Origin of the sequence: Vibrio sp. AIC-3, assembly GCF_013114515.1 — a bacterium.
Classification (GTDB): domain Bacteria; phylum Pseudomonadota; class Gammaproteobacteria; order Enterobacterales; family Vibrionaceae; genus Vibrio; species Vibrio crassostreae_C.
This window is the reverse complement of record NZ_VTXG01000017.1, coordinates 35,362-48,703: the sequence shown is the minus strand read 5'-3', so window position 1 is coordinate 48,703 and position 13,342 is coordinate 35,362. Positions and strand designations below refer to the sequence as shown.

The 13,342-nt window shown below is 44.9% G+C and carries 9 protein-coding genes and 1 pseudogene; 7 read left to right on the top strand and 3 right to left on the bottom strand.

What is annotated here, in order from left to right:
* The first annotated feature begins 294 nt into the window (after positions 1 to 294).
* Together F0229_RS13075 and F0229_RS13070 are read left to right on the top strand one after the other, a co-directional pair.
* On the top strand, positions 295 to 2,640 hold the full coding sequence (locus F0229_RS13075; protein WP_171733006.1) for an ATP-binding protein: 2,346 nt from the start codon (positions 295 to 297) through the stop codon (positions 2,638 to 2,640).
* Between the two features lies 1 nt (position 2,641).
* On the top strand, positions 2,642 to 3,529 hold the full coding sequence (locus tag F0229_RS13070) for a mechanosensitive ion channel family protein (protein ID WP_017059614.1): 888 nt from the start codon (positions 2,642 to 2,644) through the stop codon (positions 3,527 to 3,529).
* Positions 3,530 to 3,659: 130 nt separating this feature from the next.
* Here F0229_RS13070 and F0229_RS13065 read toward each other — a convergent pair.
* The 3 genes and pseudogenes from F0229_RS13065 to F0229_RS13055 form a co-directional block, all read right to left on the bottom strand.
* Positions 3,660 to 4,226, bottom strand: a pseudogene (locus tag F0229_RS13065) (methyl-accepting chemotaxis protein); the annotation flags it as partial.
* 278 nt (positions 4,227 to 4,504) lie between these two features.
* Positions 4,505 to 6,532 (bottom strand): cache domain-containing protein, encoded by a 2,028-nt coding sequence (locus tag F0229_RS13060; protein WP_017059613.1) that lies wholly within the window; start codon positions 6,530 to 6,532, stop codon positions 4,505 to 4,507.
* On the bottom strand, positions 6,522 to 7,985 hold the full coding sequence (locus F0229_RS13055; protein ID WP_171733005.1) for a sigma-54 dependent transcriptional regulator: 1,464 nt from the start codon (positions 7,983 to 7,985) through the stop codon (positions 6,522 to 6,524). Before F0229_RS13055 ends, F0229_RS13060 begins: the two co-directional genes overlap by 11 nt.
* A 303-nt stretch (positions 7,986 to 8,288) precedes the next feature.
* On the opposite strand from F0229_RS13055, the gene F0229_RS13050 reads away from it, so the two are divergent.
* From F0229_RS13050 to F0229_RS13030, 5 genes are all read left to right on the top strand, one after another.
* Positions 8,289 to 9,095 carry a substrate-binding domain-containing protein gene (locus F0229_RS13050; RefSeq protein ID WP_017068185.1) on the top strand — a complete coding sequence of 269 codons (807 nt, stop codon included), beginning with the start codon at positions 8,289 to 8,291 and terminating at the stop codon, positions 9,093 to 9,095.
* Positions 9,096 to 9,305: 210 nt separating this feature from the next.
* Positions 9,306 to 10,004 (top strand): ABC transporter permease, encoded by a 699-nt coding sequence (locus F0229_RS13045; RefSeq protein ID WP_017059610.1) that lies wholly within the window; start codon positions 9,306 to 9,308, stop codon positions 10,002 to 10,004.
* 10 nt (positions 10,005 to 10,014) lie between these two features.
* On the top strand, positions 10,015 to 10,734 hold the full coding sequence (locus tag F0229_RS13040; RefSeq protein WP_171733004.1) for an energy-coupling factor ABC transporter ATP-binding protein: 720 nt from the start codon (positions 10,015 to 10,017) through the stop codon (positions 10,732 to 10,734).
* A complete protein-coding gene (mobA, locus tag F0229_RS13035; protein WP_050634342.1) occupies positions 10,712 to 11,296 on the top strand; it encodes a molybdenum cofactor guanylyltransferase MobA in 585 nt (194 codons plus the stop codon). Before F0229_RS13040 ends, mobA begins: the two co-directional genes overlap by 23 nt.
* Positions 11,296 to 13,113 carry a bifunctional molybdopterin-guanine dinucleotide biosynthesis adaptor protein MobB/molybdopterin molybdotransferase MoeA gene (locus tag F0229_RS13030; RefSeq protein WP_171733003.1) on the top strand — a complete coding sequence of 606 codons (1,818 nt, stop codon included), beginning with the start codon at positions 11,296 to 11,298 and terminating at the stop codon, positions 13,111 to 13,113. The genes mobA and F0229_RS13030 overlap by 1 nt, the downstream gene beginning before the upstream one ends.
* The last annotated feature ends 229 nt before the right edge of the window (positions 13,114 to 13,342 follow it).

The window sequence follows — 13,342 nt, the reverse complement described above, 5'->3', positions numbered from 1 at the left end:
AAATCCATCGATTTTCAGGAAAAACAAAATATCGAACAATGCCCTGTAATTGGCGGCATATAACGCCCTAAATCATGCCAACCATTGAATATATCGCATGCTGATTGGTCGCAGTGAAACTAACCTGACCAAAGCAACAGCAGACATAGGCAAGACTAGCCTAATCCCTGACAATTTCATGACAAAATCGGTCGAAACAGGAATAAAGTACTCGCCCCCGATACCGGATTGGATTTCACAAAGTCAGATTAACTAACTATAGTAATCCTAACCTCATAATTCTAAGAGACTTTTATGCGTTCACTATCGCGCTTCTTAATCCTCACTTTGGCCATTCTCTCTTGGCCTAGTCATGCCAACTTGGAATATGACTTACAATCTCAGCCGCAGGTATCCGATTCTGCTGTTGCCCTTGATGAGCGAATTGATTCGTTACCCGACCCTCTATTTATGGAAGCGTCGGATAGACGTCAGGTCAACATTTTGCTTGCCGAAGTTCTGCGAGTCCAAAAGCAAGAGATCAAAACCTTCGAGCAACAGATAAAAGCTTACCGAGATAACAGCGACGTCGATCAATGGTTTGCCGTTCAAACCAGTTACGTCACTTTGAATAGCTTGAACGTGAGTAAGCAGCGCCTGTTAGAACAGACAAACTCTGCAAACAAAGAGCGCTTAACCGGTTTTGGCCCTTATGGTGTTACCCAATTTAAGCAAGAGTGGGAATTAACCAAGCTCAATATTGAGTATCTTGTTTACTTCCAAATTCGTAGCTTTAAAGCGCTTGTTAAAGACATCTTTATTTCTCCAGTGCCAGTGATTGGTGCATCGTTAAAAGTGCTATTCATCTATTTTGGTTTAGCGTGGTGGCTTGCCAATAGCACTCGTTTGATTGAGTTGTTCAGAATTAATTTTCTTGAAGCGAAAACGAACCCTCCATTTTTAGTACGTGTGATCTGGTACATCAGCCGCGCTGATCGTGCGATTGCTTGGTTAATTGCGATTACTCTTTCTCTAAGAGTGCTCTCCAGCATCCCTAGCCTGCAACACCTGATTTTCCTTGAGATCTTCACTTGGTGGATTCTAGGTGGTTCGATTGCTATCAGCTTTATTTTGGAATTTGCGTATCGTTTGGGCCGCACATCCAATCAAGAAGTGATTGCGCTGCGCCTATCGACCATTCGCCGTTATGTTTGGAGCTTCATTGTTGCGGGTGTGACTTTGCAAATATCGAGTATCACGCTAGGCAAAGGCACTATCTATAGCTGGATCTACAGCGCCCTATTTTTCTGGTTTGTACTGGTTACCATTTCAGTGCTTAGATTATGGCGTGCGAAAGTCTTCGATACGCTGCAACACATCTCTGATCGTCCGGTATGGGTGAACTGGGCAGCAAACCGCAAGGATACCTTCTTACTTAATATATTGGCGACGGCCATTGGCATCGTATGGTTGAGTGTTTACAACTTCCAACACCGCATCATGGCCTTACTGTCTAATTACACACTGTTTAGCCAAGCTTTGGCGTACCTGTTTAGAATTGAAGTGGCTAAGCAGTCTGACCTTGACAAGAATCAGCAAAACTTGGTTCGAATCAAAGGCGATCAAACCTATGAATACATTCTTCCGGGTAATATCGACAGCACGCTGATTGATTACGCCGGTGATGAGGTTAAGCAACTGTCTCGCTACTTGATGTCAGACAGCCCTGCTATCTGTATTGTTTCAGGTGAACGTGGTGTGGGCGCAACAACGCTGCTTTATACCCTGCTGCACAAAGTCTCTAACGCTGAACCTGTCTACGTAAGTTGCCCTTACGCTGGTTATCAAGAGCTGTTAGCGCATCTAGCGGTGAGCATCGGCTTGGAAGAGAAAGCGACTGAGATTCAGATCTTGGCTCACCTTCGTAAAAGCAAGACCACGTACTTGATTGCGATCGATAATGCACAACGTCTAGTTAAGCCAATGGTTGGCGGCTTGTCTGATCTGATACGTTTAACCAATCTACTGCGTCGTTCTAAAAAGAACCACCGTGTCGTGATATCGATCGCCAAATCAAGCTGGCGGTTTGTCGATCGAGCGCGTGGCGAACGTTTGCTGTTTGACTTGGTGTGTTTCCTTCCGCGTTGGACAGAGAAACAAGTGGGTGAGCTTCTAAATAGCCGTATTAATACGGAGCTTGAGAAGCCGTTATCGTTTGATGGTTTGGTGGTGCCTAAACAGTGGGACCAAGATGACATGAGCGAGGAAGATCGCGCACGCCAAGGCTTCTACCGAATCTTGTGGCATTACTCTGATGGTAACCCTACCGTTGCGTTACGCTTCTTCCGACTCTCATTGAATCGAAACAAAGATACCGATCAAGCCGTGGTGCGCTTGTTCCATGTTCCAGAAGCACAAGAACTAGAAAACATGCCAAAACCTATGCTGGCTGTGCTTCGTTCTATCGTGCAGTTGGAAATCGCGTCTCCGGAAGTCTTGTCTGATTGTACGCAGCTAAGCACGGCTGAGATAACCGGCATTCTGCGTTACTTTGAAAGCCGTGGTTATATTGGTTGGCATGAAGAAAAGGCTCGAATTTCCGAGCACTGGTTCCGCCACATTACTAACGTTCTCGACCGTCAACATCTACTGGTGAAGTAAAATGAAGAAGTTATTTATCCTACTATTTGTTGGCTTGGCAAGTGCTGTCAGTTTCCCGATCTTTGCGACGGAAGAGTTAGCCAATGTAGAAAACATCTCAAAGATAGCGAGTCTAGTGCGATGGAGCGGCGTGTTCTTCTCCATGATCGTTATTGCTGCGATGTGGTTACTGCTTAAGTTTATCAACTCGATGGTGACCAGTTTTGGTAGCCAATTCGTGCAATACCGAATGCTGCTACAGAAACTGCAGTCGTTTACTCAGTTCTTTATCTATGTGAGCACAGGTCTTATCGTGTTCATGATGAGCTTTAGAATCAACGACCAAATACTGGCTTTGATTGGTGGTACCCTCGCCGTGTCAGTCGGCTTTGCGCTTAAAGATTTGGCAGCTTCATTCATCGCGGGCATCACGGTAATGATTGATAGGCCCTTTCAAGTTGGTGACCGCGTCACGTTCGAAGGCAACTACGGTGATATCATTACCATTGGTTTGCGTTCAGTGCGAATGAGAACCCTGAACGATGACATCATTACCATTCCGAACAACAAGTTCTTAAATGAAGTGACCACCAGTGGTAATTACGGTGCGTTGGACATGCAGGTGGTGATTCCGTTTTACGTTGGTATGGATGAAGACATCACCCTAGCCCGCGATCTGATTCAAGAAGCGGCGTCTTCAAGTCGTTATATCCACTTGCCGAAACCTGTAACGGTTTTGGTTAAACAGACGATTACCGATAACTACCTAGCAATACAGCTAACTTGTAAGGCTTACGTTGTGGATACTGCGTATGAGAAGCTGTTTGAAACCGACATTACTTTGCGTGTGATGAAAGAGTTTAAGAAGCACAACATCAACCCACCGAAAATTTCAGTAGCGGCGCATTAGGCTTGATGCTTTAGACGTTTGTTGCTTATAGCAAATGACTAGCCATAAATAAAAACACCTCCGAACTTATCGCAAGTGCGGAGGTGTTTTTTATGAGCTTTTTATCTTTAAGCTAATAGTCCTATTGATGCTAAACCTTAAAGTATTTCAATTGCTCAGTAAGGTGTTCTGTAGTGTTCGCCATTTTCTGACTGTCTTCTGCGAGCGATTGTGAGGCTTGGAGTACCTCATTTGCAGCGAGATGAATCCCAGTAACACTTTCACTCATTTCAGTGGCTACCGTGCTTTGCTGCTCCGAGGCTGCGGCAATTTGTGCCACCATGTCATTGGCGTTATGCAGTTCATTCACAATCACATCGAGTTGTTGACGAGTTTCGTTAGACGCGACAACACTGTGATCAACCTTCTCGTTACTGCTTTGCATTGCCTTAAAGGTCCGTTCTGCTTGTTGAGTCAGTTTCTCAATCGTGGATTGCACTTCGTTAGTTGAATTTTGAGTGCGGCTAGCAAGATTTCGAACTTCATCAGCAACCACTGCGAATCCTCTGCCTTGCTCTCCTGCACGTGCCGCTTCTATTGCTGCGTTGAGCGCTAACAAGTTCGTTTGTTCTGATACATCACGAATCACACCAACGACTTGGCTTATTTCAGTCACGCCTGATTGCAGATCTCTGACTAAGTTATTCGCGTTACTTAATTTCATAGCTGACTGACTTTATTATTTGTTTTGATTATGGATTTCGGTCAAGGTATCAAAATTTCGTACAGTTCAGATGATATGCATCAAGATCAAAAGATATGCACTGTGTTGCATAACCAAAAAGAGGTGCTCGTCAAACCGAAAGAGGTTGAGATTTGGTTTGCGATATATTAGTAGTGCAGAATTTTCGTGCTTGGGCTAAAACGTTCGTGTAATAGCCCAAGCGCGTTAGAAATATTATCAGATGATAATATCAGTGAATGAGTTCTTAGAACTTATAGGTTTGATACAAGCAATTGAGGTGTCGCTTTCTGTTGAAGATAGATACTAAAGCAACTTCCCTTACCTACCTCAGATTCAACTCGGATCTCGCCGCCAGTTTGGCTCAAGATACTCTGAGATACTGACAACCCTAAGCCCGTGCCATCTCGTTTGGTGGTATAGAAAGGCGAGAAGATACGTTTCAGTTGTTCTTCCTTAATACCGCAGCCTTCATCTTGAACATGAACGATAGCGCCATGAGACACACCATTTTCAACCCAGTCTTCACTCGAAATGGTTAACGTGCCCTGACCGTCCATTGCATGAATCGCGTTCATTTGTAGGTTAACCAGAATCTGTAGCAATTGGTTTCGATTGACCTCGACTGAGGTTTTAGCGTTCAGCTGCGATACGTACACAATGCCTTTCTTCTTCGCACCTGTTTTTACGAGCGTAATACTTTCATCCACTATTGGGTTGATATGTTGCCACGTAATTTCGTCTTGTACGCCGCCGTGACGGCTGTATTGAAGCAGGCTTCGTGTGATATTTCGAATTCGGTCAATCTGCTCCATGATCGCGTGGACTTCCTCATCTACACGGCTCACTTCATCGCCCAGTTCAAACTTCATCAGTTCAACGTTGCCAAGAATCACGGCGGTTGGGTTATTGATCTCATGAGCAATACCTGCCGTTAATTCACCTAACGCGGCCAGTTTTTCATTGACCACCAGCTTATCTCTGGCTTGATTGAGAAGCTTGATGTGCAGTTCAAGTTCTTCAGTTTTCTCTTTCAAACTCGCGGTACGAGAATGCACTTTGCACTCTAGTTCAGACGCCGCTTGTTGAATCTCTTGATTACGCTCGTGCAGTAGATCCAACATCTTATCGAACTGTTTAGCGAGCAGTGTCAGTTCGTGTTGATCATCCAAACCTAGCGTACCAATTCGCTTGTCTTGCCCCATCTGTACTAGCTTCACCACTTTATGAATGCGTTCGATTGGGTTGAAAAGATCACGTGCGCCACGGTGAACGATCAAACCGGATGCCAACAGAAGCAACACAATGGTAATGCTAATTTCGCCAAGGTTGGTTAAGTACGTTTCTATCAGCGGCCAAATCAAATAACCGGTGTAAAGCATACCAATCACATTATTAAACTGGTCATGGATTGGTTGGTAAGCTGTGATGTACCAAGCATCGTAAACATACGCTCGATCTAGCCACTCTTTACCTTCATTCAAGACTTTCGAGTGAACCTCGTGAGAAACACGTGTACCAATGGCGCGCCCTACACTGTCTTCACTGCTCAAAGGCACGTTGGTGCTAACACGAAGATCATCAAGGAAAACCGTGACCGTTCCTATATGACGATTAAAACCTTCTCGTTGTGGATAGATAAGGTTACTGATTTGGTCAACAAGTTGAGTACTGTTATTCAGTAAGATCCCACCATCCAGAAAACCAATCACATGATCATGTTCATCTTTGATGGATACAACGGTTCGGCTTACCAATCCGCGAGTCTCGACCTCTTGCCCGTTGAGCATCGGAACTTCCGCTTTTTTAGCGAGGTCACGATCGAGATAATTGAGTTCATTACGGCTTAAGACACTGAAAAATGAAGGCTTGTGAGTTAAGTTTAGATATTCGAGTTTCTTTTCCATGCTCTCGACACTGCGCCAGCGCAGAAAATCGAGCTCATAGCGAGATTTGTTCTCAGACACCCAGCGCGTTAGCTCTTCGTGTGAAAGATCACTCGCAAGTTTGGTTCGAAAGTTATAAGACTCGGCAAACGCACGAACGTTGTATGCTTGCTGATTTTGGATCAGGTGAATACTGTTATCGGCAACATCCAAGCGTTCATCAACATCAATCAGAGCGCCCTGCCACGTGTAATGTATTGACCAATACAGTGTGATAGCCACAAGCGCGCACAAGGTCAGAATGATCGGAGCTGATGTTAGGAATAATAATCGGTAGCGAACCATGGTTTTGAATCGGAACGCCCACTTTGACCACCAACGACGTCTAATCGGCATATTCAGAGCCTTCTGTGTTCCAATCTTTGTACTTACGCTCTAGCGTTTTACGTGCGACGCCAAGATCTCTTGCAGCTGCCGATTTATTGCCATCATGAAAACTAACCAGCTGTTCTATATGAGATTTTTCTACTTCTTTGAGTGTCCAAGTGTTTGGATAACCCTCGGCAGCGTCTGCATTATTCAAGTTTGGCATTTCCGCACCATGTGACACCGTCACTGAAATGCTAGCGGGAACAGTATCACCATTAATCTCGCGCCAATAGTGTGCTGGTGGCTTGTCTAAAAGAATGCATCGTTCGACTAAGTTTTTAAGTTCACGAATATTTCCCGGCCATTCGTATTCGTTCAACGCCAAGATATCTTCATGTGCCCAATTTGGAACTGGCATGCCAAGCTCGCTCGATAAAAGACGAGTAAAGTATGGAACAAGTTCAATCAGGTCTGACGGGCGCTCTCTCAATGGCACCACATCAATCTTAAGTACATTGAGTCGGTAGAACAGATCGCGGCGGAAGTGCCCTTTATCGACCTCTTCTTGAAGATTTCGGTTGGTCGCCGCCACCACTCGTACGTCAATGGAAATTTCCTTCTCGCTACCGACTGGACGAATGGTTCTTTGCTCTAACACGCGTAACAATGCAGCTTGCATTGGCAGTGGCATTTCACCAATTTCATCAAGGAACAAGGTGCCACCACTTGCGACTCGGAAAAGACCTTCACGGTTTTTCTTCGCACCAGTAAATGCGCCTGAGGTATGTCCAAACAGTTCACTTTCTAGAAGCTCTGGAGCAATCGCACCACAGTTGATTGGCACAAATGGACCTGTGCGTTTACTGGCTTCATGTACACCACGAGCAACCAGCTCTTTGCCGGTACCCGACTCACCTTCTATCAAGACGGACGCTCGAGACGGTGCAAATTGACTGATCAGCAATTTAAGTTGTTTGGTCTTGTCTGAATTGCCAATCAGTTCAGTCTTGATATGACGACTCACATCACGCTTCAACGCGTACTGCATTCTTTGGTCGAGTCGCTTATCCATACAACGCAGAACCGCTTGTATCATCTGTTCGAGGTTGAACGGCTTAAGAATAAAATCTGAAGCACCAAGCTTAAGCGCGGATATGGTCATCTCTAGATCGGCATAACCCGTCATGAAAATCACATCGGCGCGTTTGTCGTTGTCGTTAAACGCCTCTTCCCACTCAATGCCAGAGCGGCCTGGTAGGTTGATATCAAGGACAATCAGATCAAAATGTTCGCTCGAACGCAGCGTTTCAGCCTCTTCAACCGATCCTGCGCTCGACACCTTGCCAAAGAACTTACCCAGTGCTTTCTTTAAGATAGCCTGCATACCCAATTCATCATCGACCACCAAGACGGAAAACGCCTGATACTGAGTCAATGTGTTCGGGTTGAGATTGGATGCAGATGAACTAGGTAAAGACATAATGATTAGCCGGTGAGAAAAGTTGGGACAGAGTGTACCAATTAACCTTTTCTCCAACAGGGACAATGTGCGACATTTTGTCCTAGCTCATGTTTTGATTCATTTTAGAGGGCTAAATGACGCAGTTTTGTCCGAAATAACAGCAATTTAATGAGATCTGATGCATGATTTATTGGCATTAAGATTGCTTATAAGGTGTAGATTTCTAATTACAACAATTAGCGTCTTATGCACATGCCCTTTTTTGAGCCCTTTAAAACTGAAGGCATGTCATTCATTTATAACAGAATGGACATAATAATAATGAAAGCAATTCCCCTAACTATTGCAGCTCTATCTATCGTCAGTTACACGGCTAGCAGCGCGGAAGACACCACTCATATTAAGTTGGCGACAACCACAAGTACTTATCACTCTGGTCTACTGGACTACTTATTGCCTGAGTTCGAAAAAGATTCTGGTATCAAGGTTGATGTTCTAGCTGCGGGTACCGGTAAATCACTTCGCATGGGCGAAAATGGTGATGTTGATTTGGTAATGACTCACGCACCAAAAGCTGAAGCGAATTTCGTAGAAAAAGGCTACGGCGTTTTACCTCGTAAGCTGATGTACAACGACTTTGTGATTGTGGGCCCTCAAAGTGACCCAGCAAAAATTGAATCTCAAAAAGCTGTAGCTGATGTATTCAAAGCAATCGCAACCAACAACGCGACGTTTGTGTCTCGTGGTGACGATTCAGGCACGCACAAGAAAGAGATGGGCATTTGGGCACAGACCAAAATGGAACCAAACTTTGGTGGCTACCGCAGTGTTGGTCAAGGCATGGGCCCTACTCTGAACATGGCGTCTGAAATGCAAGGCTACACCATGACAGACCGTGGTACTTGGTTGGCTTACCAAAATAAACTAGACCTAAAAATCCTTTTCCAAGGTGACAAGAACCTCTTCAACCCTTACCAAGTGATTCTGGTTAACCCTGAGCGCTACCCAAGCATTAACTACCAAGCAGCGAAAGTATTCAGTGATTGGTTGGTGAACCCTAAAGGTCAGAAACTGATTAACGACTTTAAACTGCATGGCAAACAGCTGTTTGTAGCGAGCGCAGAGTAGTTTTTCGTCAGCGTAGATTCGTTTATAACAAGCTGAGAATGGTTTGTTGTAAGTACTAATTCCAATTAGCACTACGCTTAACTAACCAGTTAACTGAAGCATTTAAAGAAACAATAGCTGGCCAATATAGGCTCAATAATATTGTGTCAGCTATGATTAACATCAGTCATTACCGATAAAGACCTATTATCGATTCACACGAGATACTTCATGACCCTATGGCAAACAACGATTGATGCAATGAACCTACTAGTGAGTTTTGACCACGAATTGTGGAAAATCGTCGCGGTATCTTTCAGCGTATCTTTGTCCGCCATCTCATTAGTGATTATTCCTGCAATCATCATGGCTTTCTTATTGGCTTATACCGAGTTCCCCGGGAAGTGGGCATTATTATCGGTGATCAACACCCTGCAAGCTATCCCAACCGTGGTTATCGGTTTGTTGATGTACATGATGCTCTCTCGCTCTGGCCCGTTAGGTGATTGGGAATTACTGTTCACCCAAAAGGCGATGATTCTAGGTCAGATGCTGATCTGTTTCCCAATCCTAGTCGCGATGATGCACGGCGCTCTGCAGGCCAGTGACCGCCGAGCGGTTGAAACGGCGCGCACGCTTGGCGTATCAACGACTCGTGTGGCGTGTACGTTAATTTGGGAAACGCGCTTCCCTCTTTTAGCTGCAACTATCGCTGCCTTCTCTCGTATCGTCACTGAGGTTGGTTGTTCAATGATGGTCGGTGGCAACATTATGGGGATGACAAGAAACATCCCAACAGCTATCGCTATGGAAAGCCACAAAGGTGCATTCGCTCAAGGCGTCGCCCTCGGTATGGTGTTATTAGCATTGGCATTAGCCCTTAACTTTTTCCTTTCCAGTGTGAGAGGAAAAGGCTATTTAAGAACTTAGGAACGCTGTCATGAGTATAAAAATAACAACGCAGCAAATTTCAATGCGCTACAAAGAGCGTGTTTTGTTCCATATTCCCGAATTGTCGATCGGCCCCAACGATGCCATTTATCTCAAAGGAGATAATGGTGTGGGTAAAACGACCCTACTTAAAATATTGTCTGGATTGATTCAGCCCAGCTCTGGCCGCATTCAGTCTCCGACACAAAGCTGGCAGCAGATCTTATTCCCTAGGCTCAAGTTCAAAGACATTATCTACCTGCATCAAACCCCCTATCTTTTTGATGGTTCGGTGTACCAAAATGTCGCTTATGGCATTCGCTTTAACAAAGAGAGCCAAAAAGATAAGCGAGCTCAAATAATTAATGCATTGAGAATGGTAGGTTTAGAAACCTTGGCAGATGAGCACATTTCTGTGTTGTCTGGCGGTGAGCGTCAACGCGTAGCAATGGCTCGAGCTTGGATTCTTAAGCCTTCAATCTTGCTTATGGATGAACCAAGTGCTTCTTTAGACAAAGAATCTATTGAAAGATTGGTGATTATGGCCGAAGATCTTCTTCAGAGAGGCGCGAGTTTAGTCATCACCAGTCACCAAACTAACGCGTTAACCGATTTATGTAAGAAGCAGTGGTGGATCAAAGACAATACTTTGACCGAATCCCCGCTTCTTCAAGTTATTAAGAAAGATAAAGCACAAGAGAATATTTATGTTGCTTCCAACGCAAACTAGTTGGGTTATTTTGGCTGGCGGACAGGCCAGCCGTATGGGCGGAAAAGATAAAGGACTCGTTGAGCTCAACGGTTCTCCGCTTATTCAATACGTTATAAACAAGCTGTCACAACAAGATGTCAGCATCACTATCAATGCCAATCGTAACTTAGACAGTTATAAAGCATTTGCTCCGGTTGTTTCCGATTCTTTCCCTGACTACCCGGGTCCGTTGGGTGGCATTCATGCTGGCCTTAAAAACGCGAACACCGACTGGGTTGGCTTTGTCCCGTGCGACAGCCCACAAATCAGTGACGACCTTGTTGAGCGTTTTTGTTCTGCAGTTAAAGAAGACAGCGACATTCTTGTCGCGCATGATGGCGAATTTAAGCAACCTGTATTCACCCTATTCCACAAACGTGTTCTACCAAAGTTAGAAGCGTTTTTGGAACGTGGTGATCGTAAAATCATCTTGCTATACAAAGAGTGTGTTACCGAATACGTTGATTTCAGCGATTCTCCTAACTGCTTTGTTAATCTCAACACGCCAGAAGAACTCACCCAATTCGGAACGCTTCAATAATGAAAGATTCTAAACAACGCCCTAACCTTCCTTTATTGGGCTTTGCTGCTTATAGCGGTACAGGCAAAACGACCGTACTTGAAGCCCTGCTTCCTCTGTTGACTGATGCGGGTTTAAAAGTTGGCGTGTTAAAACATGCTCACCACGATTTTGATGTCGATAAGCCGGGTAAAGACAGTTACCGCTTACGTAAAGCGGGCGCGAACCAAATGTTGATTGCTTCTCGTAATCGTCACGTGATGATGACAGAAACACCAGAAGCCGAAGCAGATTTTGATTACCTGCTGACTCGATTTGATACCAACACGCTTGATCTGATTTTGGTTGAAGGCTGTAAGAACATCGCCTTCTCTAAAATTGAACTGCACCGAGATGAAGTGGGCAAACCTTGGTTGTACCCGAACGATAACAACATTATTGCTATCGCGGCAGACAGCCAAGTTGAATCACAGCTGCCACAAATGGCGATCAGCGATTTAGAAGCGATTCGTGATTTCATCATTGGATACGCTCAATCCTTCGACTCTACTTCGAAAACAAATAAAGTCGCTTCGTGTGCATCTTCAAAAGACGCAGCGCCTGCAGTGTGTTGTGACTCATTCTCCCCAGCAGGTTTAACCGTTACTCAAGGTCAGCAAAAGATTGTTGATAGCATTGACGCGCTCGATCTCACAGAGAGTGTTGAATTACTGCAAGGCTACGGCCGCGTGCTGGCTGAAGATGTGATTTCACCAATCAACGTTCCTCAGAATACCAACTCTGCAATGGACGGTTATGCGATTCGTAGTGAAGATCTTGAATTGGACAGCTACAACATCGTTGCTGAAGTCATGGCGGGTCACAGCTACGAGCAAATTGTTCAACAAGGTGAAGCTGTTAAGATCATGACCGGCGCACCAATGCCAGAAGGCGTTGATGTTGTCGTGATGCGTGAACAAGCCGTCCAAGATGGCGATAAAGTTAGCTTCCCTGATGCTAAAATCTCGGTTGGACAAAATGTCCGAATGGCAGGTGAAGATTTAGAAATCGGCCAACCTGTCTTTACACGTGGCACACGTATCGAAGCACCAGAAATGGGCATGATGGCGTCGTTAGGTTTTGGTACCTGCCCTGTTCTGCGTAAAGTGAAAGTGGGTGTGTTCTCTACGGGTGATGAAGTTCAAGCGCCGGGTAGCGAGCAAAAACCAAACTCTATCTATGACTCAAATCGTTTTACTATTATCGGCATGCTTCAAAAGCTTGGCTGTGACATCGTCGATTACGGCATCATTGAAGATGATGAGCAGAAGATGATGGATGTGCTGCATTCTGCGTCGCTTGAAACCGATATGGTTTTGACTTCTGGTGGTGTGTCTGTTGGTGATGCGGATTACATCAAGCTTGCGTTAGATAAGCTGGGTGAAATCAACTTCTGGCGTATCAACATGCGTCCAGGTCGCCCATTGGCTTACGGTAAGATTGAGAACAAGCCGTTCTTTGGTTTACCGGGTAACCCTGTTGCTGTGATGGTGTCGTTCATTAACTTTGTTGAGCCTGCGATCCGCAAGCTTCAAGGTCAAACGAACTGGACACCAGTAAAAGCAAATGCTGTAGCAACTGAACAACTGCGCTCACGCCAAGGCCGTACTGAATTTAGCCGTGGTGTGTTCTCGATGAATGAATCTGGTGTGCTTGAAGTGAAAACAACGGGCAAGCAAGGTTCAGGTATTCTGCGTTCAATGAGTGAAGCGAACTGCTTAATCGAAATCTCTCCAGCAGTTGATACTGTGAAAGTTGGCGAGACAGTGACGATCATTCCTCTGCAAGGTCGTGTTTGATTCAAAGCTCAAACACCTAAATTGACTTAGCTGCTTTTTAATTGACTTAGAAGCTCATTGCTAAGACATAGACGAAGCCCCTTCTATCGAGCTTTCGATGTTAAGGGGCTTTTTGTTCTTTTCGTTTCGTGAAAGACAACCTGTTCGTTGCCTAAAAGACAAATAGCTTAAATTACGCTAAACGTTAGAACGATAATCTTAAGATTTCTTATCATAACCTTGAGCCACG

What these genes read in the sequence shown, in the direction of transcription:
- F0229_RS13075 (WP_171733006.1), top strand. Translation starts at nt 295, where the DNA reads ATGCGTTCACTATCGCGCTTCTTAATCCTCACTTTGGCCATTCTCTCT.
- F0229_RS13070 (WP_017059614.1), top strand. Translation starts at nt 2,642, where the DNA reads ATGAAGAAGTTATTTATCCTACTATTTGTTGGCTTGGCAAGTGCTGTC.
- F0229_RS13060 (WP_017059613.1), bottom strand. Translation starts at nt 6,532, where the DNA reads ATGCCGATTAGACGTCGTTGGTGGTCAAAGTGGGCGTTCCGATTCAAA.
- F0229_RS13055 (WP_171733005.1), bottom strand. Translation starts at nt 7,985, where the DNA reads ATGTCTTTACCTAGTTCATCTGCATCCAATCTCAACCCGAACACATTG.
- F0229_RS13050 (WP_017068185.1), top strand. Translation starts at nt 8,289, where the DNA reads ATGAAAGCAATTCCCCTAACTATTGCAGCTCTATCTATCGTCAGTTAC.
- F0229_RS13045 (WP_017059610.1), top strand. Translation starts at nt 9,306, where the DNA reads ATGACCCTATGGCAAACAACGATTGATGCAATGAACCTACTAGTGAGT.
- F0229_RS13040 (WP_171733004.1), top strand. Translation starts at nt 10,015, where the DNA reads ATGAGTATAAAAATAACAACGCAGCAAATTTCAATGCGCTACAAAGAG.
- mobA (WP_050634342.1), top strand. Translation starts at nt 10,712, where the DNA reads ATGTTGCTTCCAACGCAAACTAGTTGGGTTATTTTGGCTGGCGGACAG.
- F0229_RS13030 (WP_171733003.1), top strand. Translation starts at nt 11,296, where the DNA reads ATGAAAGATTCTAAACAACGCCCTAACCTTCCTTTATTGGGCTTTGCT.